This is a genomic window from Amycolatopsis sp. NPDC004625, assembly GCF_040609695.1.
Taxonomy (GTDB): Bacteria; Actinomycetota; Actinomycetes; order Mycobacteriales; family Pseudonocardiaceae; genus Amycolatopsis.
This window is the reverse complement of sequence record NZ_JBEXKX010000011.1, coordinates 101,416-124,986: the sequence shown is the minus strand read 5'-3', so window position 1 is coordinate 124,986 and position 23,571 is coordinate 101,416. Positions and strand designations below refer to the sequence as shown.

General features: G+C 70.5%; 24 protein-coding genes and 1 pseudogene. 17 read left to right on the top strand and 8 right to left on the bottom strand.

Annotated elements, in window-relative coordinates:
* Positions 1–82 precede the first annotated feature (82 nt).
* The 10 genes from ABZW17_RS15135 (at position 83) to ABZW17_RS15090 (ending at position 10,620) form a co-directional block, all read left to right on the top strand.
* A complete protein-coding gene (locus ABZW17_RS15135) occupies positions 83–1,399 on the top strand; it encodes a histidine kinase (protein ID WP_354813574.1) in 1,317 nt (438 codons plus the stop codon).
* A gap of 83 nt (positions 1,400–1,482) precedes the next feature.
* Complete coding sequence (locus ABZW17_RS15130; protein WP_354813572.1) at positions 1,483–2,328, top strand: S49 family peptidase; 846 nt, start codon at positions 1,483–1,485, stop codon at positions 2,326–2,328.
* Positions 2,329–2,485: 157 nt separating this feature from the next.
* Complete coding sequence (locus ABZW17_RS15125; RefSeq protein WP_354813570.1) at positions 2,486–3,874, top strand: carbohydrate-binding protein; 1,389 nt, start codon at positions 2,486–2,488, stop codon at positions 3,872–3,874.
* Positions 3,875–3,956: 82 nt separating this feature from the next.
* Positions 3,957–4,793, top strand: a complete 837-nt coding sequence (locus ABZW17_RS15120) for a LytTR family DNA-binding domain-containing protein (protein WP_354813568.1) — start codon at positions 3,957–3,959, stop codon at positions 4,791–4,793.
* A 13-nt stretch (positions 4,794–4,806) separates the two neighbouring features.
* A complete protein-coding gene (locus tag ABZW17_RS15115) occupies positions 4,807–5,337 on the top strand; it encodes a hypothetical protein (RefSeq protein ID WP_354813566.1) in 531 nt (176 codons plus the stop codon).
* A 30-nt stretch (positions 5,338–5,367) separates the two neighbouring features.
* Complete coding sequence (locus ABZW17_RS15110) at positions 5,368–7,158, top strand: cation acetate symporter (RefSeq protein ID WP_354813564.1); 1,791 nt, start codon at positions 5,368–5,370, stop codon at positions 7,156–7,158.
* Between the two features lie 95 nt (positions 7,159–7,253).
* Positions 7,254–7,565: a DUF485 domain-containing protein gene (locus ABZW17_RS15105; protein ID WP_354813562.1), complete on the top strand. Its 312-nt coding sequence runs from the start codon at positions 7,254–7,256 to the stop codon at positions 7,563–7,565.
* Positions 7,562–9,181, top strand: coding sequence for a cation acetate symporter (locus ABZW17_RS15100; RefSeq protein WP_354813560.1), 1,620 nt, complete (start codon positions 7,562–7,564; stop codon positions 9,179–9,181). Before ABZW17_RS15105 ends, ABZW17_RS15100 begins: the two co-directional genes overlap by 4 nt.
* 39 nt (positions 9,182–9,220) lie before the next feature.
* Entirely contained in the window at positions 9,221–9,580 is a 360-nt protein-coding gene (locus ABZW17_RS15095; RefSeq protein WP_003076909.1) for a rhodanese-like domain-containing protein, read from the top strand.
* A 2-nt stretch (positions 9,581–9,582) separates the two neighbouring features.
* Entirely contained in the window at positions 9,583–10,620 is a 1,038-nt protein-coding gene (locus ABZW17_RS15090) for a DUF4328 domain-containing protein (RefSeq protein WP_354813558.1), read from the top strand.
* On the opposite strand, the gene ABZW17_RS15085 is transcribed toward ABZW17_RS15090, so the two are convergent.
* Positions 10,617–11,207: a TetR/AcrR family transcriptional regulator gene (locus tag ABZW17_RS15085; protein ID WP_354813557.1), complete on the bottom strand. Its 591-nt coding sequence runs from the start codon at positions 11,205–11,207 to the stop codon at positions 10,617–10,619. The genes ABZW17_RS15090 and ABZW17_RS15085 overlap by 4 nt on opposite strands.
* A gap of 94 nt (positions 11,208–11,301) precedes the next feature.
* Between ABZW17_RS15085 and ABZW17_RS15080 the strand changes: the two genes are divergently transcribed.
* Both ABZW17_RS15080 and mca read left to right on the top strand, forming a co-directional pair.
* Positions 11,302–12,651, top strand: a complete 1,350-nt coding sequence (locus ABZW17_RS15080; protein ID WP_354813556.1) for a DHA2 family efflux MFS transporter permease subunit — start codon at positions 11,302–11,304, stop codon at positions 12,649–12,651.
* A gap of 217 nt (positions 12,652–12,868) precedes the next feature.
* A complete protein-coding gene (mca, locus tag ABZW17_RS15075) occupies positions 12,869–13,711 on the top strand; it encodes a mycothiol conjugate amidase Mca (RefSeq protein ID WP_354813554.1) in 843 nt (280 codons plus the stop codon).
* A gap of 87 nt (positions 13,712–13,798) precedes the next feature.
* On the opposite strand, the gene ABZW17_RS15070 is transcribed toward mca, so the two are convergent.
* The 3 genes and pseudogenes from ABZW17_RS15070 to ABZW17_RS15060 all read right to left on the bottom strand — a co-directional run bounded on the left by ABZW17_RS15070 (position 13,799) and on the right by ABZW17_RS15060 (position 16,260).
* Positions 13,799–14,680 (bottom strand): IS3 family transposase, encoded by an 882-nt coding sequence (locus tag ABZW17_RS15070; protein ID WP_354813552.1) that lies wholly within the window; start codon positions 14,678–14,680, stop codon positions 13,799–13,801.
* A pseudogene (locus ABZW17_RS15065) lies at positions 14,677–14,934 on the bottom strand (transposase); the annotation flags it as partial. The gene ABZW17_RS15070 and the pseudogene ABZW17_RS15065, both read right to left, overlap by 4 nt.
* Positions 14,935–15,093: 159 nt before the next feature.
* Positions 15,094–16,260, bottom strand: coding sequence for a cytochrome P450 (locus tag ABZW17_RS15060; RefSeq protein WP_354813550.1), 1,167 nt, complete (start codon positions 16,258–16,260; stop codon positions 15,094–15,096).
* Between the two features lie 53 nt (positions 16,261–16,313).
* On the opposite strand from ABZW17_RS15060, the gene ABZW17_RS15055 reads away from it, so the two are divergent.
* The 4 genes from ABZW17_RS15055 to ABZW17_RS15040 all read left to right on the top strand — a co-directional run bounded on the left by ABZW17_RS15055 (position 16,314) and on the right by ABZW17_RS15040 (position 19,438).
* Positions 16,314–17,195 (top strand): DUF5926 family protein, encoded by an 882-nt coding sequence (locus tag ABZW17_RS15055; RefSeq protein WP_354813548.1) that lies wholly within the window; start codon positions 16,314–16,316, stop codon positions 17,193–17,195.
* Between the two features lie 357 nt (positions 17,196–17,552).
* Positions 17,553–17,906: a DUF952 domain-containing protein gene (locus tag ABZW17_RS15050; RefSeq protein WP_354813803.1), complete on the top strand. Its 354-nt coding sequence runs from the start codon at positions 17,553–17,555 to the stop codon at positions 17,904–17,906.
* Positions 17,907–18,104: 198 nt separating this feature from the next.
* Positions 18,105–18,617: a SigE family RNA polymerase sigma factor gene (locus ABZW17_RS15045; protein WP_354813546.1), complete on the top strand. Its 513-nt coding sequence runs from the start codon at positions 18,105–18,107 to the stop codon at positions 18,615–18,617.
* The gene (locus tag ABZW17_RS15040) at positions 18,614–19,438 is read left to right on the top strand and encodes a hypothetical protein (protein ID WP_354813544.1); all 825 of its coding nucleotides are present in this window, start codon (positions 18,614–18,616) and stop codon (positions 19,436–19,438) included. Before ABZW17_RS15045 ends, ABZW17_RS15040 begins: the two co-directional genes overlap by 4 nt.
* A 73-nt stretch (positions 19,439–19,511) precedes the next feature.
* Here ABZW17_RS15040 and ABZW17_RS15035 read toward each other — a convergent pair whose 3' ends face one another.
* The 3 genes from ABZW17_RS15035 to ABZW17_RS15025 form a co-directional block, all read right to left on the bottom strand.
* Complete coding sequence (locus ABZW17_RS15035) at positions 19,512–20,066, bottom strand: ferritin (protein WP_354813542.1); 555 nt, start codon at positions 20,064–20,066, stop codon at positions 19,512–19,514.
* 144 nt (positions 20,067–20,210) lie between these two features.
* Entirely contained in the window at positions 20,211–21,398 is a 1,188-nt protein-coding gene (locus tag ABZW17_RS15030; protein WP_354813801.1) for an arginine deiminase, read from the bottom strand.
* Between the two features lie 41 nt (positions 21,399–21,439).
* A complete protein-coding gene (locus ABZW17_RS15025) occupies positions 21,440–22,252 on the bottom strand; it encodes a CPBP family intramembrane glutamic endopeptidase (RefSeq protein ID WP_354813540.1) in 813 nt (270 codons plus the stop codon).
* A gap of 22 nt (positions 22,253–22,274) precedes the next feature.
* Between ABZW17_RS15025 and ABZW17_RS15020 the strand changes: the two genes are divergently transcribed.
* The gene (locus ABZW17_RS15020) at positions 22,275–22,736 is read left to right on the top strand and encodes a PPOX class F420-dependent oxidoreductase (protein WP_354813538.1); all 462 of its coding nucleotides are present in this window, start codon (positions 22,275–22,277) and stop codon (positions 22,734–22,736) included.
* Here ABZW17_RS15020 and ABZW17_RS15015 read toward each other — a convergent pair.
* Positions 22,728–23,522 carry a DUF2470 domain-containing protein gene (locus tag ABZW17_RS15015; protein WP_354813536.1) on the bottom strand — a complete coding sequence of 265 codons (795 nt, stop codon included), beginning with the start codon at positions 23,520–23,522 and terminating at the stop codon, positions 22,728–22,730. The two genes, ABZW17_RS15020 and ABZW17_RS15015, sit on opposite strands and share 9 nt — an antisense overlap.
* Positions 23,523–23,571 lie beyond the last annotated feature (49 nt).

The window sequence follows — 23,571 nt, the reverse complement described above, 5'->3', positions numbered from 1 at the left end:
TAGGGTCGTGCCCACCCTCAGTCGTCACAGTTGGACAGAAAGTGGGATTCAGGCCTTGCACCCGGTTGGTCGAGCGCAGAGCATGGACGCCGTGTCCGGGTTCCCGATTGCGCAGATCGTCCCGTGGGCGGTCGCGGTGCTGCTCGCCGTCGTGGTGGTCGTGCTGCTCGTGAAGCAGCGCCGGCCGGCCAGCGTGGTCGAGGACGCGATGCTGCAGGCGGTGCACCGGATGTCGAAGGCGGCGCCGAACCTCCGCTCCGGCCTGGACGAGGACGCCGCCGACAAGATCACCACCCAGCTGCTGCAGATGCTCGACTGCGTCGCCGTCGGCATCACCGACAGCGAGGGCACGCTGCTGTCGTGGGACGGCGAAGCGAACGAGCACTACGTCGACCTCGTCGAGGCGATCGGGGCGGCGATCCGCAAGCACCGCCGCGAGGTCGTGGCGCACGACCGGATGCCGTGCAACCACCGCGGCACCTGCCGGATGAAGACCGCGGTCATCGTGCCGCTGCTGGTCGAGGGCGAGACGGAGGCGGCGCTGATCGTCGTCGGCCGCACCCGCGGCCGGCTGGTGCAGATGGCCGACGCCGTCGCCCAGTTCGTCTGCACCCAGTTCGAGCTGGCGCGGCTCGACGAGTCCAAGCACCAGCTCCAGCAGGCCGAGATCAAGGCGCTGCGCGCGCAGATCTCGCCGCACTTCGTCTACAACGCGCTGAACACGATCTCCGCGCTGATCCGCACGGACCCCGAAGAGGCGCGAGAGCTGCTTCAGGACTTCGCCGACTTCACGCGCTACTCGTTCCGGACGTCGGGCATGTTCACCTCGCTCGCCGAGGAACTGCGCAACATCGACCGCTACCTGACCATCGAGAACGCCCGGTTCGGCGGCCGGCTCGAGGTGCGGATGAAGATCGCGCCCGAGGTGCTCAGCGTCGTCGTGCCGTTCCTGATCATCCAGCCGCTGGTGGAGAACGCGGTCAAGCACGGGCTGGCCAGCAAGCCCAGCGGCGGCTGCGTCACGGTGATCGCGCAGGACTACGGCACCGAAGCGCTGATCAGCGTCGAGGACGACGGCATCGGCATGGACCCGCGGCGGCTCAACGAGCTCAAGAGCGCCCACCGCACCGGTGCCCACGTCGGGCTCGGCAACATCAACCAGCGCATGCAGCAGGTGTTCGGCAGCGACTACGCGGTGATGGTCGAGACCGCGCCCGGCGCCGGCATGAAGGTGACGCTGCGGGTGCCGAAGTTCGTCCCGGGCGTCCGGCCGAACATGCCGGACTACAGCTCCGACACCGAGGCCGACGTCCCGGCCCAGGGCGGTCCCGCCCAGCTGAACGGCGCCGAGGTGAACGGCGTCAACGGCACCCGCTCGGGCATCCTCCCCATGGGCTGAATCCGGCTGTGACATCCGGGGCGTCGCCCCGGGCCGGGGGCTTCGCCACCCGGACCCCCGAAAAATCCGGCTAGCCTGGCGGTATGAGCGTTACGGACAAACTGGCTTCGCGGATCCCGGTCCTCGCCGACCGCGTCGAGCGCAAGGACGTCGTGGCCGTGGTGAAGCTGCACGGCGTGATCACGCCGTCGCCCTCCCCGCTGGCCAGGGGCGCGATCAACCTGGCCGCGGTGGAATCGGCGCTGACCAGGGCGTTCGGTCACGACCGGCTGAAGGCGGTCGCGCTGCTGGTCAACTCACCGGGCGGCGCGCCGACGCAGTCGGGCCTGGTCGCCGAGCGCATCCGGCAGCTGGCCGACGAGAAGGGCGTCCCGGTCCTGGCGTTCTGCGAGGACGTCGCCGCCTCGGGCGGCTACTGGCTGGCGTGCGCGGCCGACGAGATCTACGCCCACCGCACGTCGATGGTCGGTTCGATCGGCGTGATCAGCGGCGGCTTCGGCTTCACCGGCCTCCTGGAGCGCTTCGGCATCGAGCGCCGCCTGCACACGGCGGGCGCGAACAAGTCGCGGCTGGACCCGTTTTCCCCGGAGAAGCCCGAAGACGTCGAGTGGCTGAAGAAGATGCACAGCCAGCTCCACGAGCTGTTCGTGAACTGGGTCAAGGACCGCCGCGGCGACCGCCTGACCGCCACGGAGGACCTGTTTACGGGCGACGTCTGGCTGGGCGAGAAGGCGGCGCAGCTGGGCCTGATCGACGGCCTGGGAAGCCTCCGGCAGATCATCACCGAGCGCTACCCGGAGGCGGAGATCTCGGTGGCCGAGCCGAAGAAGCCCCTGCTGGCCCGCTTGGGCCTGGGCGCCCCGGCGGCAGCGTCGGCGGTCCTGGACGCGGTGACGCAGAAAGCGGCGTGGTCCCGCTTCGGCCTCTGACGCCGATGTCCGATTCGGGTACTTCCGGGCAGACTTTGTGACCCAGATCACTCAACCCGTGTAACGCCTCTGGAATCGCGGTTCCGCCTCGGGTCTCCTTGTCGACGGGCTTTGTTGTGAACGGCAACAAATCCGGTCGACAAGGAGGTCGTACCCGATGCCCCACTCCCGCAGACTCGCCCTCGGCGCGGTGCTCGGCGCCGCGCTCATCGCCGTCCCGCTGACCATCCCCGCCGCCGCCTCGATCCCGCCGCCCGAGTCCGGCTGGACCACCGTCTTCGCCGACGACTTCACCGGCGGCTCCGGCTCGCTCCCGTCCAGCGCGAACTGGATCATCGACACCGGCCACAGCTACCCCGGCGGCCCCGGCAACTGGGGCACCGGCGAAATCCAGAACTACACCGCCAGCACCAGCAACCTCTCCCAGGACGGTGCCGGCAACCTCCGCATCACGCCGCTGCGCGACGGCGCCGGCAACTGGACGTCGGCGCGGATCGAGACCCAGCGCACCGACTTCAAGCCGCCGGCCGGCGGGGTCATGCGGATCGAAAGCCGGATCCAGATGCCGAACGTCACCGGCGCCGCCGCGCTCGGCTACTGGCCCGCGTTCTGGGCGCTCGGCGGCCCGTACCGCGGCAGCTACTGGAACTGGCCCGCCATCGGCGAGTTCGACATCATGGAGAACGTCAACGGGATCAACTCCGTCTGGGGCGTCCTGCACTGCGGCGTCAACCCGGGCGGCCCGTGCAACGAGACCACCGGCCTGCCGAACAACCGCGCCTGCCCCGGCAGCAGCTGCCAGTCCGCCTTCCACACGTACCGCTTCGAATGGGACGCGAGCACCAGCCCGCAGGTCCTGCGCTGGTTCGTCGACGGGCAGCAGTTCCACTCGGTCAGCCAGAACCAGCTCGACGCGACGACCTGGGCGAACATGACCACCCACCAGGGCTACTTCGTGCTGCTGAACGTCGCCATCGGCGGCGCGTTCCCGAACAACAACTCCGGCACCACCACCCCGGGATCCGGGATCGTGCCGGGCCGCCCGATGGTCGTCGACTACGTCACGGTGTCCACCCGCGGCGGCGGTGGCGGCACGACGACCCCGCCGACCACGACCACGCCGCCCTCCGGTGGGGGCAGCGCCTACAGCACCATCCAGGCCGAGTCGTTCAGCCAGCAGTCCGGCGTGATCACCGAGACCACCACCGACACCGGCGGCGGGCAGAACATCGGCGCGGTGGGCAACGGCGACTGGGCGCTCTACCCGAACGTCGACTTCGGCGGCAGCGCGGCGACGAACTTCCAGGCGCGCGTCGCGTCCGGCGCGGCAGCCGGCGTCAGCGGGCTCGTCGAGGTGCGGCTCGACAGCCGGTCCAACGCACCGATCGGCAGCTTCGCGGTGGGCAACACCGGTGGCTGGCAGAGCTGGCGGACCGTCCCCGCGAACATCAGCGCGGTGACCGGCGTCCACAACGTCTACGTGACGTTCACCAGCGGTCAGCCCGCGGATTTCGTGAACCTGAACTGGTTCACCTTCGTGCATTGAGAGCAGGGGCCCGCGGCCCCGGTCGCGGGTTCCCTCACTTAAGGCGGACGGGGGCTGGACATTGCACTCGGCAATGGGCAGGATGCGTTTCACTGTGAGTGCTCACGATGACACCCGGAAGCTCGTGGTCCTGGCCGTGGACGACGAGCCGAACGGTCTTGACGAACTCGTCCACTGCCTGCGCAACAGCCCGCACGTGGCCAAGGTGTTCCCCGCGATCGACGCGTCCGAAGCGCTGCGGTTGCTGTCCACCGACGACCCGCGGCTGCGCGAGCGCAAGGACCGCGGCCTGCCGATCGTCGATGCCGTCTTCGCGGACATCGACATGCCGGGCCTGTCCGGGATGGAGATGTCCCGGGTGTTCGCCGCCCTGCGGCCTTCGCCCGCGCTGGTGTTCGTCACCGGCCACGCCGAAGAGGCGGTCAACGCCTTCGACCTCGGCGCCCTCGACTACGTGCTCAAGCCGTACCAGCAGGACCGCCTCGACCGCGCGATCTCGCGCGTGATCGACAAGCTGGCCGCCGCCGCGGCGCCGCCGCCGGGCGCGCTGGGCGGCGAGCCCGGCGTGAAGAACGACGACGAGGTCATCCCGGTCGAGCTGGCCGGCACCACCAAGCTCATCCCGCGCTCCTCGGTCCGGTGGGTCGAGGCGCAGGGCGACTACGCGCGGCTGTTCACCACCGAAGGCAGCCACCTGGTCCGCATCCCGCTGGCCCAGCTCGAGGAACGCTGGGAGAAGGCCGGGTTCGTCCGGATCCACCGGTCGTTCCTGGTCGCGCTGCCGCTGATCACCGAGCTGCGCATGGGCCAGGGCGGCTACCAGGTCGTAATCGGCAACGAGGAGAAGGTGCTGCCGGTGAGCCGGCGGCACACCCGCGCGCTGAAGGACCGGCTGGTCGGTTCGGGCCGGAACGGCTGAGCCGAGCCCGCCCATGACCGACGACTTCTACGAGCGCCGCGCGAACGGCGTCCGCGAACCGGATCCGACGCTCGGCAGGCGCGCCCGGCACCGGCCGCTGCCGCAGCCGACGGACCGGGCCGTCGTCGAGTCGCTGCCGCCGGCGCCGGAGAACGAGCCGCCGCCGAAGCCGGAACACCACGCGAAACCCAAGCGGGAGCGGGTGATCCTCAACGATCCCCGCCGCGGCGCCGGCACCCTGCGCGCCCGCGTCGAGCTGGAGGAGCAGACCAGCTGGGGGAAGCTGCTGGTCCGCGACCACCTGGTGAAGGTGCAGCTGAGGACGGCGCTGCTGCTCGCGCTGCTCGTCGTCGTCGTGTTCGGGTCGCTGCCGGTGCTGTTCTACGCCGTGCCCGGGTTCTCCCGCGCGAGCTTCCTGGGCATCCCGGTGGCCTGGCTGATCCTCGGCGTGCTCCCGTTCCCGTTCCTGTTCGGGGTCGGGATCTGGTACAACCGGCTGGCCGAACGCAACGAACGGGCGTTCGTGGACATGATCGAAAACTAGTTTCGCACTGACCCGTGCGAGGATCCTCCCGTGCAGTTGAACCCGTGGGCCTTGACCGGCATCGTGCTGGTCGCCGTGGTGACGCCCTACCTCGGTCACCGCTCCTCGCGGTCGGCGACGAGCACGCACGACTTCCTGGTCGCGCGGCGCACCGTGCGCTCGCGCCGCAACGCCGCCGCGATCTCCGGTGAGTACCTGTCCGCGGCGTCCTTCCTCGGCATCGCCGGCATCGTGCTCAAGGACGGCGCCGACGCGCTCTGGTTCCCGATCGGCTTCACCGCGGGCTACCTGGCCCTGATGCTGTTCGTGGCGGCGCCGCTGCGCCGCTCCGGCGCGTACACGCTGCCCGACTTCGTCGAGATGCGGCTCGGCTCGAAGGGCCTGCGCCGGTTCTCCACGGCGTTCGTCGTGTTCATCGGCATCCTGTACATGGCCCCGCAGCTGCAGGGCGCCGGCCTGACGCTGGCGACGGTGCTGCCCGTGCCGGCCTGGGCGGGCGCGATCGCGGTGATGATCGTGGTCGCGTTCAACGTGATCGCCGGCGGGATGCGCGCGATCACCGTCATCCAGGCCTTCCAGTACTGGCTCAAGCTGTTCGCGATCTCGGTGCCCGCGTTCGTGCTGTGCATGGTCTTCTTCGCCGGCGGCGGCCCGGACGGCTTCCGCCCGCTCGGAGCGGCCGCGCCGCCGGTGTTCACCAGCGACACCACGGTCGACGTGCAGACCGACGTCACCCTGCAGGTCAAGACCGACACGTTCCTGTACGCCTACGGCCGCACCGACAACGGCCCGGCCGCGGGACCGACGCACTGGACGCCGCTGGCGCCGCACACGGTGTCCGAAGGCACCAAGCTGAAGTTCCTGGCCGGCACGCCGGTGCCGGTGGTCAGCGACTCGGTCGCGGACAACGCGAACTGGCTGCACCCGGGCTCGGGCAGCCTCACCGACCTGCTCCAGACGTACTCGCTGATGTTCGCGACGTTCCTCGGCACGATGGGCCTGCCGCACGTGCTGGTCCGCTTCTACACCAACCCCGACGGCAAGGCCGCGCGCCGCACGACTGTGCACGTCCTGCTGCTGCTCGGCCTGTTCTACCTGTTCCCGACGCTGCTGGGCGCGCTGTCCCGGATGTACGTGCCGGAGCTGCTGGTCACCGGCAAGACCGACGCGGCGATCCTGCAGCTGCCCTCGGCGATGCTGCCCGGCGTCGGCGGCCAGATCCTCGGCGCGGTCACCGCCGCCGGCGCGTTCGCCGCGTTCCTGTCCAGCACGTCCGGGCTGCTGGTGAGCGTGGCCGGGGTGGTGTCGACCGACCTGCTGCCGGGCCGGGTGCGCGACTTCCGGGTGGCCACCGTGCTGGTCGCCCTGCTGCCGATCGCGCTGGCGGTGGGGCTGCGGCCGGAGGACATCTCGCTGTCGATCGGGCTGACGTTCGCGCTCGCCGCGTCGACGTTCAGCCCGCTGCTGCTGCTGGGCATCTGGTGGCGCAAGCTGTCCTGGCCGGGCGCGCTGGCCGGGATGTTCGTCGGCGGCGGCCTGGTGCTGATCGCGCTGGTGGTCAACGTCGTGAGCGGCTACACCGGCGGCTGGGCGCCCTGGTTCGTCAACCAGCCCGCGCTGATCACCGTCCCGGCGGCCTTCGTGACGACGTACCTGGTCAGCCGGGTGACGGGGTACGGCCGCCCGGAGCACGTCCACGACATCATGCTGCGGCTGCACGCGCCCGATCCGCTCGGTTTCATGCGGGACAGGGCCGTCGCGCGGTTCGGCCAGGCCGAAGAAAAGACCCGGCTGCCCGGGCGCGGCAGGCACCGAAAGTAGCGCGCTGACCCTCCGTCAGCCTTGTTTTACCCGATCGAGTGAATTGGGATCTGGTATACCCGATTGGTCGAGAACGGGGAAGGTGGAGATCCGCGATGACCGATTGGGAAAGCGTCCAGGAAAGCCCCGAATTCACCGAACTGCGCCGCCGGTTGCGGGTGTTCGTGTTCCCGATGACGGCGTTGTTCCTGCTCTGGTACCTGCTTTACGTCCTGCTGGCCGACTACGCGCACGGCTTCATGAGCACCAAGCTGTTCGGCAACATCACCGTCGGCCTGGTCTTCGGCCTGCTGCAGTTCGTTTCCACGTTCGTGATCACCGGGCTCTACGTCCGGTACGCCAACCGGCGGCTCGACCCGGTCGCCGACGAAATCCGCGCCCGGGTCGAAGCGGAGCCGGGCCGGTGACCGCCGCCGCGGGGGTCGAAGGCAGCAACTCCACGCTCAACATCGTCATTTTCCTGATCTTCGTCGCGATCACGCTGGTGATCGTGTTCCGGGCCAGCCGCACCACGAAAACGGCGTCGGACTACTACGCCGCCGGCCGCGCGTTCACCGGACCGCAGAACGGCATCGCCATTTCGGGTGACTACCTGTCGGCGGCGTCGTTCCTCGGCATCGCCGGTGCGATCGCCGTCAACGGCTACGACGGCTTCCTCTATTCGATCGGCTTCCTGGTGGCGTGGCTCGTGGCGTTGCTGCTGGTCGCGGAACTGCTGCGCAACACCGGCAAGTTCACGATGGGCGACGTGCTGGCGTTCCGGATGCGGCAGACGCCGGTGCGCGCGGCGGCGGCGGTTTCGACGCTCGCGGTGTCGCTCTTCTACCTGCTGGCGCAGATGGCGGGCGCCGGCGGCCTGGTCAACCTGCTGCTCGGCATCTCCGGCGAGGCGGGGCAGGACGTCGTCATCGCCGTCGTCGGCGTGATCATGATCCTGTACGTCCTGATCGGCGGCATGAAGGGCACCACCTGGGTGCAGATCATCAAGGCGGCGCTGCTGATCGCCGGTGCCTTCGCGATGACGTTGTGGGTCCTCGGCAAGTACGGCTTCAGCCTGTCCGACCTGTTCCAGGCCGCCGTCGACAAGGGCGGCAAGGCGCTGCTCGACCCGGGCAAGCAGTACGGCAAGACGGGCACGACCAAGCTCGACTTCCTGTCGCTGGGCATCGCGCTGGTCCTCGGCACGGCGGGGCTGCCGCACGTCCTGATGCGCTTCTACACCGTCCCGACGGCCCGCGACGCGCGCCGCTCGGTGGTCTGGGCCATCGTGCTGATCGGCGTGTTCTACCTGTTCACGCTGGTGCTGGGCTACGGCGCGGGCGCGCTCGTCGGGCCGGACAGGATCTCGAAGGCGCCGGGCACGACGAACGCGGCGGCCCCGCTGCTGGCGCTGGAGCTGGGCGGCCCGGTGCTGCTCGGGTTCATCTCCGCGGTCGCCTTCGCGACGATCCTCGCGGTGGTCGCCGGCCTGACGATCACGGCGTCGGCGTCCTTCGCGCACGACGTCTACGCGAACGTGCTCAAGAAGGGCCAGGTCTCCACCGGCGGCGAGGTCCGGGTCGCCCGGGTCACGGCGCTGGTGATCGGGGCGCTGGCCATCGCGGGCGGCATCCTCGCGAAGAGCCAGAACGTGGCCTTCCTGGTGGCGCTGGCCTTCGCGGTCGCGGCGTCGGCGAACCTGCCGACGATCCTGTATTCGCTGTTCTGGAAGCGGTTCAACACCCAGGGCGCGCTGTGGTCGATCTACGGCGGGCTGCTGGTCACGATCGTGCTGATCGTCTTCTCGCCGGCGGTTTCGGGCAAGCCGGTGGACCCGAAGACGGGCAAGAGCGCGTCGATGGTCCAGGGCGTGGACTTCCACTGGTTCCCGCTCGACAACCCGGGCCTGGTCTCCATCCCGGCCGCGTTCCTGCTCGGCTGGCTCGGCACGATCCTGTCGAAGGAGCGCAACAGCGCGAAGTACGCCGAGATGGAGGTGCGCGCGCTGACCGGCGCGGGCGCCGAGAAAGCCGTCGCCCCCTGATGTCCACCTCACGCGCGGGCAACGCGCCCGCATGGCAGCATGGAGATCGTGGTGAGCCCTGCTGAACTGCCGACCGCCGAGGTCCGCGACCTGCCCAAGGACGGCCTCGTGCTGCTCGACGTCCGCGAAGACGACGAGTGGGCCGCCGGGCACGCGCCCGGCGCGGTGCACATCCCGATGGGCGAGCTGCCCGCGCGCGTCGGCGAACTCTCCGATCTGCCGGACGACCAGCCGATCCACGTGATCTGCCGCAGCGGCGGCCGGTCCGCGCGGGCGGCCGCGTGGCTCAACCAGAGCGGCTGGGACGCGGTGAACGTCGCCGGCGGCATGGGCGCGTGGCAGCGCGAAGGCCGTCCGATGGTCGGCGAGCACCCCGGCATCGAACCCGAAGTGATCTAGCGTTGCACCCGGGGCAGCCTCCGCAGGGCCGGCCGTACCCGCCCGGGTACTGGCCGCGTCAGGCGCCGCCGCCGTCGGCCCAGCAGCTGCAGGGCCGGACGCTGGCTGCCCAGCCGGAGCCGTACCCGTACCACCGCCGTCCGGTGCACCGGCCCAAGTTGCGCTGGGTGGCGACCCCGCCGCCCGGCGCGTGGCCGCGTCGCCGCGTGGTGGCACCCGAGCCGTACCTCGGCCCGCCGAGGTACCCGGTACCGCCGCGCTGGGGGTTCCCGAACCTGGTCTGGCGGCGCCCGACGTCGGTGCCGGGCACGGCGTCCGACGAGATCCGCCCGATCGACCGGGTGCCGGTGCTCAGCCGCAGCCTGGTCGTCGTGCTGTTCGCGTTCGCGGTGCTCTGCGCGGTCGCGGCCGGCGCGGAGATCTGGCGGTACGTGCTGCTCGCCGAGGGCCGCGACGCGGCGCTGTCCCGTTCGGTGGTGGCGTTTTCCGACGGGTTCGTGGTCACCGCCGGGCTGTTGGCGTCGATCCTCGCGCTGTTCCCGGCCGGGCTGTCGCTGTGGTGGCTGCTGGTCGCCCGCCAGGCGGCGGCGGACGTGTCGGGCGACGACCCGCCGCGGCCGCTGTGGCAGGTGCTGGTCGGCGTCCTCGTGCCGGTGGCGAACCTGCCGATGGCCCTGTCGGTCGTCGGCGAGCTCGAGCACGCGGTGCTGGGCCGCCCGCGTGACGTCCGGCCGAAGCCGTCGCGCCGGGTGCTCGTGTGGTGGGGCACCTGGCTGCTGAACTGGGTGCTGCTCGGCGTGTCGATCGGCTGGCGCTTCCGCGACGACGTGCAGTCGATGGCCGACAGCGTCGTCCTGGTCGCGCTGACCGACCTGTCCGCGGTCGCTTTGGCGGTGATGACCGCCCTGGTCGTGCGGCGGTTCTCGGCGCTGCTGGCGCCCTCGGACGCCCGGGACGTGCGCGAGATGCGCGTGCTGAAGGTCCGGGGCGCGCCCGAACCGGAGCTGCGGACTTCGCGGCCGGCCGGCGCCGCGCGCTAGTAGCCGCCGAAGGCCGGTTCGAGCTGGTCGAAGGCTTGTTCCGCGATCGGCCAGAGCTGGTCGACGACGGTCTTTTCGTCTTCCAGGGTCCGGTCGAAGACCTCCTGGAAGAGCACTCGCAGGACCGTGGCGAGGTGCGCGGCGGCGAGCACAGGTGCGACGTCTGCTTCGGGGTGACGGCGGACCAGCAGGTCGGTGAGCGTCGCCTCGCGCTCGCGGTGCATCTCGTGCAGCGCGTTGGTCAGGACCGGGCTCTCCTTGATCATCCGCACGAACCCGGGGCCGGAGAAGCCGACCAGTGCGTGTTCGGCGCCCAGCGCCTCGAAGTAGAGCTCGCGCGTGTCGTGGAAGACGCTGTCGCGGATCAGGGCGGCGGGCCAGGCCGCGAAGTCGGCGCGGATGTCGAAGACGAGGTCCTCCTTGCGGGGGAAGTGGTTCGTCACGGTCATCTTGGCGACCCGCGCCTCGGCGGCGATGTCCGCGATCGTCACGTCCTCGAAGCCGTTCCGGATGAAGAGCCGGGTGGCCACGTCGGAGATGGTCTTCCTGGTCTCGTGCTTCTTCCGGTCCCGGAGTCCCTCGCTCATGAAGTCACTCTACTGGGTCGGACCCAAGATTGGGCTTGACCCAATGAGTGGGTCGAACCTAATCTGAGGTCCGACCTAACCAACGGGGGTGAGCATGACGACGGCAGTCCGGCCGGATGCGGCACTGTGGCGGCTCGGCGGCGTCCTGATCATGGGAGCGGTGCTGTCGATCCTCGACGCGACGATCGTGACCGTGGGGATCGACTCGATCGCGCGTGACCTGGACAGCCCGCTGACGACGGTGCAGTGGGTGGCGAGCGCGTACTTGTTGGCGGCGTCGGCGGCGATCCCGCTGTCGGGCTGGCTGACCGACCGGTTCGGCGGCCGCGCGGTGTGGCTGGCGGCGGTGGCGATCTTCACCGCGGGCACGCTGCTGTGCGGCTTCGCGTGGTCGGCGCCGGCGTTGATCGCGTTCCGGGTGCTGCACGGGCTGGGCGGCGGGCTGATGCAGCCGGTCGGCCAGGCGGTGTTCGCCCAGGCGGCCGGGCCGGCGCTGGGCCGGATGATCGGGGTGATCACCCTGCCGGCGACGGTGGCCCCGGTCCTGGGCCCGATGCTCGGCGGCGCGCTGGTGGCGGACCTCGGGTGGCGCTGGATGTTCTTCGGCATCGTCCCCCTGGGCGTGGCGACGTTCCTGTTCGCCCGACGGTTGCTCCCGGCGCCTCCACCGGAGGGCGTGCACGCGGCGCTGGACGTCCGGGGGATCGCGTTGCTCTCGCCAGGCCTCGGCGCGTTCGTCTACGGCCTGGCCGAGGGTGTGGAGGTGGCATGGATGGCCGGCGCGTTGTTGCTGCTGGCGTACGGCATCCACGCGTCCCGGACCGCCTCGCCGGTGCTCGACCTGAAGCTGTTCCGGAACAAGGGATTCGCGGTGGCGAGCGCGAGCACGTTCCTGCTCGGGGCGTCGCTGTACAGCTCGATGCTGCTCCTTCCGCTGTACTACCAGCAGGTGGAGCACGCGAGCGCGTTGCGGGCCGGACTGCTCCTGGCACCCCAGGCCCTCGGTTCGGCGGCAGTCCTGCTGGCAAGCGGCCCCCTCCTGGCCCGGTTCGGCCCCCGCCGGACAATGCTGGCGGGCCTCGGTCTGTCCCTCCTGGGCACGATCGCCTTCACCCAGCTCGCCTCCGCGCCCAGTGCGCTCCTGCTGACACTGTCCCTGCTCATCCGCGGCGCCGGCCTGGGCGCAGCAACGGCCCCCGGCATGACAACGCTGTACGGCTCGTTGGAGCGCTCCCACATCCCCCGAGCAGCAAGCGCATTCAACGTGATCAACCGCATCGGCGGCTCCCTGGGCACCGCTCTACTGGCAGCAATCCTCCACACCCAGCTCACAACCACCCAGCCCCCACCAGCCGCGTTCGGCACCACGTTCACCTGGGCGCTGGCCCTGTCGGCGCTAACGCTGGTCCCCGCCGCCTTCTACCCCGCGAAGTCCCCGCAATGACCCACCGCTCCCCGTTCCGCGGCCCCGGCTACCGGTCGGCGAGTGTCCCGTCGGCGCTGATGTGGGCCCCCAACCCGCTTTCCCGTGAGGCCTCTGATCACCTCCGCCTCCCGTCCGCGGGCGCCGGTTTGCCGGAGCGGCCCCACTTCCCGGCCAGCGAGGGCTCTGTCGGCACTGGCGCCGACCCCCACGCACTCCTTCCCACGAAAGGCACCCCATGACCCTCCGCCTCTTGAGCGTCCACGCCCACCCGGACGACGAGTCCAGCAAAGGCGCAGCCACCCTGGCGCGCTACGCAGCCGAAGGCGTCGAAGTCCTGGTCGCCACCTGCACCGGCGGCGAACGCGGCGACATCTTGAACCCGGCCATGGACACGGAAGAGACATGGGCGAACCTGCCGTCGATCCGCCGTCGCGAGATGGCCGAGGCCGCAGCGATCCTCGGCGTCCGACAGCGCTTCCTCGGCCTGACCGACTCCGGCCTCCCCGCCGACGGCGACCCACCACCCGACGGCAGTTTCGCGGCCATCCCGCTCCCCGAAGCGGCGGCCCCGCTGGTGGCCCTGATCCGCGAGTTCCGCCCCCACGTGGTGATCACGTACGACGAAACCGGCGGCTACCCCCACCCGGACCACATCCGCACCCACGAGGTGACGGTCGAAGCCTTTTCCGCGGCCGCCGACCCGGCCCGCTACCCCGGCACCGGCGCACCCTGGCGTCCCCAGAAGCTGTACTACCAGGCGGTCCTGAGCCGCGCCTGGTTCGAGGCCCTGCACGAGGCCACCCTCGCCGCCGGGCTGGAGTCGTCCATGGGCGAGGTCCTGACCGAACTCCCACCGGACAAGCTCCCGGTCACCACCCGAATCCGCTGCGAGTCGTTCTTCACCACCCGAGACCAAGCCCTCCTGGCCCACAAAACCCAGGTAGACCCCGCCCACCCGTTTTTCGCCCACTCACGCGAAATCGAGCGCCAGATCTGGCCCCACGAGGACTACCACCTGGCCCACCCCACCCCCGGCCCCACCACCGAAGACAACCTCTTCACCGGAGTAACCCCATGACCCACCCACGTGATGCCCGCCCAATCACGCGAGATGCCCGCGCAATAACGGGTGTGGAGTTGCCCCGGTGGGGCGGACACGGGGTTGTCAGGCAGCCAGGGCCTGACGATAGTGGGTCCGGGCCTCGGCTGGGGTGTTCTGGCCGATGGTTGAGTGCAGCCTCTCGTGGTTGTCGTAGCGCAGCCAGCTGAACACGTCCTGGCGGGCTTGGGCTCTGGTGCGCCAGATGGTGGTGCCGATCTCGGTTTTGAGGGTGGCGAAGAAGGCTTCGGCGACGGCGTTGTCATAGCAGGACCCGACCCGCCCGACCGACCGGCGGATCCGGTGTCCGGCCAGCGCGGTGCGGAACTGGCCGGAGGTGTACTGGACCCCGCGGTCGGAGTGGAACACCGCATCATCGTCGATGAGGCCGCGGGCGGTGGCGAGGTCGATGGCCTGGCAGACCAGGTCGGTGCGCATGTGCTCGGCCATGGCGTGGCCGACGACTTCGCGGGTGTGCAGGTCGATGACGGTGGCCAGGTAGAGCCAGCCTTGGCAGGTGGGCGGGCAGGTGATGTCCCCGACCATCCGCAGTCCCGGCGCCGACGCGGTGAAGTCCCGGCGGATCAAATCGGTCACCGGCGTGGCTGGGCCGGCCGCAGGCCGGGTCAACGCTCGGCGTTTGCGTCGGGTGATCCCGGCCAGGCCGTGTGCGCGCATGAGCCGCTCGACCCGCTTGTGATTCACCATGATCCCGCGGCGGTGCAGCTCCGCGGTCACCCGCGGCACTCCGTAGGCACCGCGGTGCTCGGCATGAATCGAGGCGATCAGCCTGACCAGGTCGTCTTCGGCTTCCGCCCGCCGGGCACGGCCGGCTTCGGCCGCGACCCACTCGTGGAAGCCCTGCCGGCGCAAGCCCAGGAGCTGGCACAACCGCTGCACACCGAACTCGGTGCGGTGTTCGGAGATGAACCGGTAGCGGTAGCTCATCGATCCATCTCGCGCGCAAAATAGGCGGCCGCTTTCCGCAGGATCTCCTTCTCTTTCTGCAGCTCAGCGTCCTGTTTGCGTAACCGCGTCACCTCATCGGTCACCGCCGGATCCTCGACCGGCGGTCCGGTCTCGGCGGTCTGTTTGGCGGTGTTGACCCACGACCGCAGGGTCTCGTGGTTGACCCCGAGTTCGCGGGCGATTTGCCGCAACGGCCGATCACTCGAGTTCACCAGCTCGATCGCGTCGCGACGGAACTGCTCCGGTTACTTCGACCTGCGAGACACCAGGACATCCTCCCTCCAGACCACTGTCTGGAATCAAGGTGTCCGGCCCCAGGGGGCAACTCCACGAGATGCCCGCCCAAGCACACGTGATGCCCCGCCAGTCACGCGAGATCCGTGAGCGACCCCTCAAACGGTGACCCGCAGCTCCCGCAACCCCCGAATAACAAACTCCGGCCGCCGCCGCGGAGTCTCCGCCAACCGCAGGCCCGGCAACTTCTCCGCCAACGCACTCAACGCAGCCCCGATCTCCACCCGAGCGAGAGGAGCACCCACGCAGTAATGAATCCCGAGGCCGAACCCCAAATGAGCGTTGGGCGTGCGCCCGATGTCCAGCCGGTCCGGGGCCTCGAACACTTCCGGGTCGCGGGCTGCCGCACCCAGCAGCGCGCCGATCTTCTGGCCGCGGGAAACCACATATCCACCTATCGACACGTCCTCGGTCGCCGTCCGCTCGAACAGCTGCAGGGGCGCGTCGAACCGGATCAGCTCCTCGACACACGAATCCAGAAGGGCAGGTGAGGCCAGCAGCCGCTCCCACTGGTCCCGGTGCGTGAGCAACGCCGTGATGCCGTTGCCGAGCACGTTGACCGTCGCCTCGTGGCCGGCCATCAGCAGCAGCACCGCGGTGGCCACCAGCTCGTCCGGCGTCAGCTCGCTGCGCAACAGGTCGCTGATGATGTCGTCGCCCAGAGCGTCCGCGCGGGCCGAAGCCACCGAACGGACGTACGAGACGAACTCGGCCGCGGCCCGCTCGGCTGCGTCGCGTCCCTCCGGCGGCAGGCCGTACTCGTACATCTTCACGATCGCGTTGGACAGCTCCACCATCCGCGGCCCGTCGGTGCCCGGGACGCCCAGCAGCTCGGCGATCACCGCGACCGGCAGCGGCTGGGCGAGGTGCTCGAGGAGGTCGGCGCTGCCGTCCGCGGCGATCGCCGCCGCCAGGTTGTCGACCATGTCGGCCGCCAAGGTGGCGACCATCGGGCGCAGCCGCTGGACGTGGCCGCGGCCGAACGCGCCCGCGATCAGGCGGCGGAGGCGCGTGTGGGCCGGTGGCTCGTTCTCCAGGAGCGAGTTGCGGTGCAGCAGGTTGAACGACGCGAACCGCTCCAGCGGCTGGGCGTCCTGCCAGATGCGGCCCAGGCCGCGGTGGCGCAGCACCGCCGACGACGCGGCGTGCGACACCGCGATGGCGATGCCGAGCCCGTCGTGGAAGTGGACTTCGCCTTGGGAACGCAGCGCGGCGAACGCCGGGTACGGGTCGTCCAGGAACACTGGATCGCGGGGGTCGAACACGTCGCGAGACTAACCCTTCGATAGCGTCTGAAGCCGAGCCAGAGGAGGCAGCAGTGGGCAAGGGCGCGCGCAAGAAGGGTCCCAAGCAGGCATCGGACCGCAAGCCGAAGGTGCGCGACGTCTTCGTCGGCCAGCCGTTCGAAGGCCTGGCGGCGGAGCCCGAGCTCATCGCGCTGCGCGAGTTCGTGCCGTCCGCGACGGCCGAGCTCACCCTCGCCGACGGCGGCGAGGTCACCCTCGGGACCGTGCTGCCGATGGCGGCCGCCGCGTTCGTGCGCTCGGACGGCCGGCGCTACCTCGGCCTGCAGGTGCAGACCCGCTCCTCCGACATCAGCCGTGACCTCGGCCGGTCGCTGAAGTGGCTGCTGGATGCCAAGGAGGGTGACGTCCTCGGCGTGCCGGACACGACCACTCCGCCGTCCGCCGACGAGCACGCGCGCCTCCAGGACCTGCTGACCCCCGGCGCCGAACTCGACGTCACGCTGCACCAGGACTTCGGCTGGTGGCTGCCCGAGGACGCGGACGCCACCGGGGACGTCGCCGTCTCGCTCGAGCGCGCGAACGCCGCGATCATGCCCACCGAGCGGCTCGGCGCGGGCGCCTACTGGGTCCTCGCCGGCGAGAAGGCGCACCTGCGCTGGGTCCGGCCGGAGCCGGAGAACCTGCTGCTCCAGGCGCTCGCACGGCTGTCCGCGGCCGGCGAGCTCAGCCTCGGCGAGGGCTCGCGGTACGCGGGTTCGTTCCGGGCGCACGGCCTGCTCGTCCCGGTCTGGGACCTCGACACCGAGGCCCACGCCCGCGAGTGGACGGAGGCGAAGGACGCCCTCGGCACCCGTCTCGAGACGGCCCTGAAGTCCCTCGACGACGAGCCGCTGAACGCCACCGAGCGCCGGGCGCGGGACGGCCTCATCGGCCGCCAGCTCACCCTGCGCTGACCCGGCAGCGCCCCGGCGCCCGCCAGCTGGCCCTGCGCTGAGGCGGGTGCGCTCGGCGGCCCCACCTCGCCGTGCGCTGACCCGGCGTCGCGCTGGCGCCCGCCGGTTCATCGTGCGTTGGCCTCGGCGGCGCTCCGGCGCCCGTCGGCTGACCCTGTGCTGACCGGGAGCGCCTCGGCGCCCCCACCTCGCCGTGCGCTGAGCAGCGCCTCGCCGTCCGGCCGCAGCTGGCGTCGGCGGGCGCCGGACCGTTGGTACGCGCCGGTGGTCCCTCACTCGCTCGATGAGCGTTCAACCAGGCATTATGTGGCGCACGAGACACCGCCGCCGGATCGTGGCGGTGGGACCATTCTCGGCGTGATACTTCACATCTGTGGGGCGGCCGAGTGGGCCGAAGTGCGCGAAGGTGGCGAATACCGGCCGTCTTCGCTGGGGGAAGCCGGGTTCGTTCACTGTTCCGACTTCGGCACGGCGACCCTGCCGGCCAACATCCGCTACCGGGGGCGCACCGATCTGGTGCTGCTCGAAATCGACCCGGCGAAGGTCGGGGCGCCGGTCCGCTGGGAAGACGGTGCGCCGCCGCATCCGGAGGGGATCTGGTTCCCGCACGTCTACGGGCCGATCCCGCACGCTGCCGTTGTCGGCGTGCACGAATTCCGAGAGTCCGAAGGCGGCGGTTTCCGCCTGCCCGACTCGCTCGCCCACCGCTGACGTGGGCAGATCACTACCCGGCCGGGCGATCGCGGATCCGGCCGGGAACGCGGGCAACCTGAGGGGGCTGTGATGCGTGTTGGGGAGGAAGGCAGTTACCCGACCCCGATGGGAGGCGATACGGTGACCGCTGCGGCACCCGTCTACCCCGGGGGAGATACGTGGGTGACCAGCGCAGGCCGAGGGAGGGCCGCGACGTTGCCTGGCGAATTCGTCGACTTCGGCGACTTCGTGCAGGCCACCTTGCCGGGGCTGCTTCGGTACGGTCACGCGCTCACCGGTAACCCGCACGACGCGGCCGACCTGGTGCAGACCGTCCTCGAAAAGATCGGTTCGCGCTGGGCGTACGTCCACGACAAGACCGGCGACCCGCTGGCCTACGTCCGCCGGTCGATGGCGAACGCGCACGTGAGCCGCTGGCGCCGGACGCGTCGCGAGAACCTCGTCGCGGACCTGCCGGACACCAGCCCGCACGTGCCGGACGACCCGTTCGAGCACGAGCCGCTGTGGCGTGCGTTACGAACGCTGCCGCCGAGACAACGGGCCGTCATGGTGCTGCGTTACTACGAAGGTCTCTCGGAAGCCGAGATCGCCGGTGCGCTCGGCGTCACCCAGGGGACCGTGAAGAGCCAGGCCAGCAAGGCGATCGCGTCGCTTCGGATGAAACTGAGGCAGGCCGACGGCGAGGGCGAAGGGAGCGGTGCGGGTTGAACATCTCCGAGGACGAACTGGAGCAGCGCCTGCGCGCGCTCTTCGCCGACGAGCGGCTGGACTTGCCCCCGCCGCCGGACGCCGGCACGGTCATCGTCGACGGTGCGCGGCGGCGTCGCCGCCGTCGCCACGTCGTGCAGGCCGTGGCCGGGGTCGCGGCGGCCGTGGTCGCCGTCTCGGGTGGGCTGACCATGGTCCGGCTCCACACCGAGGACGGCACCGCGGTGATCACCGCCGACGGGACCGGAAGCAGCGTCAAGCCGCCCGAAAACCTCACGCAGGGCCGGCTGCCGGAGCCGTCCACGCCCGGGCCGACCAGCACCCAGAGCATCCAGGTCTCCGCGCCGCCGGGGGCCCCGACGTCACCGCCGCCGCGGCCGTCGGCTTCTTCGTCGCCGTCCGCCCTGGCCGCCGTGACCAGCGGGCCGCTGCTGGCGGCCGACGGCTTCGGCAAGCTCAAGCTCGGCATGTCCGAGGCCGACGTGATCGCGCAGACCGTGACGCTCAGCGACGCGCAGGCCGGCGCGAGCTGCACCGTTTACAAAGCGCAGGGCAACGGCGTCCCGGCGTCCGCGAGCGTCGTCATTTCGAAGGCGGCCGGGCTCGTCGTCGTCACGCCGGACGTGACCGCGCACACCGCCGAAGGCGTCGGCGCCGGGTCGACGAAGGACCAGATCCTCGCGGTCTACCCCGCGGCCAAGGCGGAGCCCGGCGGCGTGGCCGCCCCGGCGAACGCCGCCGCCGACTACCACTTCCGGCTCGGTGAGACCGGGGTCGTGCAGACGAGCCTGATGAGCGTCACCCAGGACTGCGCCGGCTGAAAGCCGGGCGCATGCGGAAACCCGGGCCGTCCACAGGGGGAGGGCCCGGGTTTCCGGCATTCACGTCACGGAGTCAGAGCTTGCCGCCGGCCACCGGGGGCATCTGCGAGTCGGTGCCGTCGTCGCCGACGGACTCGCGGTACAGGTGGTTTTCGACCTCGAACAGGTTGCCGTTCGCGCGCTTGACGACGTTCAGCAGCGTGCTCATCTGCGAGATCTCTTCGACCTGCTCCTTGAGGAACCACTGCGTGAACTGCTCGCCGATGTAGTCCTCTTCGGCCCGCGCGGCCTTCGCCATCGCGGAGATGTCGGCGGCGACCTCCTTCTCCTGCTCGAGCGCGAGCTCGATGAGCTCGGTGACGCCGGAGAAGTCGTTGCGCACCTCCCCGGTGCCGGGGATCTCGACGTGGTGGTCGCGGTCGAGCATGTACTGCACGAGCGCCATCGCGTGGTTGCGCTCTTCGACGGACTGCTTGTAGAAGTGCTTCGCCAGCTGCGGCAGGTCCTCGGCGTCGAACCACACCGCGAGCGCGATGTACTGCTGGGACGCGTTGAACTCGTTGTGGATCTGCGCCTGCAGCAGTTCGTAGAACTTCGAGCGCGGTTCTTTCCTGGTGATGAGGGCCATGCAGACCAGAATAGATCAAGATTGGCGGAATTACCACTCGGCTCTGGTGATCCGCCCCCTATTAGGGTTACCATTCCTAAAGAAGACGAACCTTATTTAAGTAAGCCTTCCCTAAATGCATGTGCAATTTAGGGAAGGCTTAATTCACTTCAGGGGATCGCGCCGCACCGGGCAGGATATGCACCGCGGGCCACCGCGGCCGGAGCCCAGCTCGGAGCCCGCGATCGGCAGCACCTCGATGCCCGCCGCCTCCAGCCGCTCGTTCGTTTCGACGTTCCGCTCGTAGCCGACGACGACGCCCGGCGCCAGGGCGAGCGTGTTGTTGCCGTCGTCCCACTGCTCGCGTTCGGCCGTCACCGGGTCGAGGCCGGTGTCGATGACCCGCAGCCGGTCGATCTCCATCGCCTCGGCCGCGGCCGTCAGGAACGGCGCCGGGCCGGCCACCTTCACACCGCCGTCGCCGGTCGGGCGCAGCGTGAACGCCGTCAGCGAGTCGCGCGCCAGCGGGTACATCACCACGGCGTCGGCGTCGACCATCGTGCACACCGTGTCCAGGTGCATGGTCGCGCGGGACTGCTCGATCGGCACCGCGAGCACGGTGTGCGCGATGCCGTCGGCGAACACCGACCGCGCCAGCGACTCCGCACCCGCCGCCGTCGTCCGCTCGCCGACGCCGATGGCGAGCACGCCCGGCGCCAGCAGCATCACGTCGCCGCCTTCGATCGGCGCCGAATGGGCGCCGTACGCGCGGGCCGCGTGCCGGAAGTACGGGTGGTAGGCGTAGATCAGGTCCAGCACCGCGGTTTCACGGCGGCGCGCGGGCATGGTCAGCGACGAAATCGCCACCCGGTCGGCGATCCACGCCGAGGAATCGCGGGTGAACAGCAGGTTCGGCAGCGGATCGACGGCGAAGTCGTGCGGGTGGTTCATCATCCGCACCAGCGACGCGCCCTCCGCCGACGGCAGCTCCTCGAACGTCATCCCGGCCATCAGCACCTCGGCCAGCCCGGCCGGGGAAACGCCGGAGAGGTGCGACCGCAGGGAGTCGGCCAGGTCGCCGCCGAGCCGCCGGTCGTCGACCGCCGCGTGCACGCCCGCCGCGTGGGCGCGGTCGTCCTCCAGGGCCGTCCGGAGCGCGTCGGCCAGCAGCAGGACGTCGACCCCGCGGCCGCGCAGCACCTCGGCGAACGCGTCGTGCTCGTCCTGGGCCCGGTCGACCCACGGGATCGAGTCGAACAGGAGCTGGTCGTTGTTGCGGGGCGTCAGCCTTTTGAGCTCGTCGCCGGGCCGGTGCAGCAGCACCGCGCGCAGGGGTCCGACTTCGCTGTCCACCCGGGGAGGTGCCGTTTCGTCGATCACCCCCCCAAGCTTAGTCAGGGGAGCCAGGAAACGTGCCCCTTCAGCAGGGCGTATCCGACGAACGACACGAAGTCGAACAGTGTGTGCGCAGCGACCAGTGGCCACAGCCGGTTCGTCTTCTGCCACAGCCGCCCGAACACCAGTCCCATGACGAAGTTCCCGACGAACCCGCCGAACCCCTGGTAGAGGTGGTACGACCCGCGCAGCACCGCGGCGCCGAACACCGCGCTGTTCTCCCGGACACCGAGCTGCCGCAGCCGCGTCAGCAGGTAGCCGATGACCAGGACTTCCTCGGCGAAGGCGTTGCCGAACGCCGAGAGCGTGAGCGAGATCGGCCGCCACCAGGTATCGCCCAAAGTGGACGGTTGCACCGCCAGGCTGAACCCCAGGTGGTAGGAGACGAAGTAGAGCGCCAGGCCGGGGACGCCGATCAGCGCGGCGAGCGCGACGGTCAGCAGCGCGTCACGGCCCGGTGACCGGCGGTCCAGTCCCAGCTGCGCGACCTTGATCCCGGCGCGCCACAGCAGGTACAGCCCGAGCGCGCCCCAGCCGACCAGCTGCGCCGCCGACAGCAGCTGCTTGAGCAGGTCGATCAGGCTCGCCGCGGCCTGCGGGACGTTGAGCTGGGTCTGCTGCTGCGCCAGCGGCACCGGCTGCAGCAGCGAGTCCACAAGGGACAGCAGGCTGCGCACGCCGGACATGCCCAGCGTGATCCCGAAGACGAGCAGCAGCTCGAGCTTGACCGCGCGGCGCTCGGCGGGGTCCTCGATCGTCCCGGGGAACTCGGGGCGGGCCGGGGCCAGCCACGATCGCGCGGTGAACGTCATGTCCGCACGCTACCTTCGGGGTATGCCGAGGAGCATCGCCACCAACGAAACCGTCGACCGCGCCGCGCTCGTCGAGTTCCTGTCCACCCGCCACCGAGCGATCCTGCTGACCACGAAGGCCGACGGCGGCCCGCAGCTCTCGCCGGTCACCTGCGGCGTCGACGCCGAGGGCCGGCTGGTCATCTCGACCTACCCGAAGCGCGCGAAGATCGTGAACATCAAGCGCAACCCGAACGTCTCCGCCTGCATCCTGTCCGACGAGTGGAACGACCAGTGGGTGCAGCTCAACGGCACCGCCGAGGTGCTCGACATCCCGGACTCGGTCGAGCCGCTCGTCGAGTACTTCCGCGCCATCTCCGGCGAACACCCGGACTGGGACGAGTACCGCGAGGCCATGGTCAAGCAGGGCAAGAGCATCATCCGCGTGACGATCGAAAGCTGGGGGCCGATCGCGAAGGGCGGCTTCCCCGCCGAACTAGCCTGACCGCCCGCGCAGGAACGGGCAGCCGACCAGCCGGCGCAGCTCCGACGCGAGCTGCGCCGGGCTGTCGACCGACCGCGAGAACGCCAGCCGGACGTCGTGGTCGCCGGTGTCGGCCTCGACGCGCAGCCGCAGCCCGAACCGGTCGAGCCCGAGCGGGCGGATCCGGCCGCCGCGCAGCTCCGCCGGTAGGTGCTTGGCCAGCTGGCCGACGACGTCGGCGTGGTCGGCTTCGAGGTGCCGCAGCCACTTGGCCTCGTAGTCGTGGAACGGGTCGGGCGGCGCCGCGCTGAACATGTGCGGGCGCAGCGAGTGGGTGCCTTCGGCGTCGGCGAGGACGAGCGAAGCCGGGGTGAGCCGCAGCAGCGTCACGCCGTGGCCGACGTCGAGGAGCCGTTCGTCCGGCCGCGTCTCGGCGATCGCCACCGCCCGCGCGCGGGCCGACACCGGCGACAGCGGCCGCAGCCAGCCGGTGATCCACAGCAGTCCGCGGATGGGTTCGCGCAGGTCGACCGGGGCCTGGTCGGCGAGCTCGACCATCACGGCCAGCTCCCCGCGCTGGGTCTGCTTCGCCGCGCGGACCATCGAGTGGTCGTCGGGGAGCAGCACGCTGACGCTGCCGCTGTGGTGCACGTGGTGCAGGAGCGGCAGGACCCGCTCGCCGTCCAGATCCGCGCGTTCGCACGTCGGCAGCAGCGACGCGGGGCCGTTGCGCGTCGCGATCGTCTTGGCGCGCTCGGCGGGGTTCGGCGCCGGCGGGCGGCGGACGGATGTGGGTGCTTCGGTCACGGCTCACCTCCTACTTAGGTGAGCCTAACCTGAATCGGTCGGTCTGGGT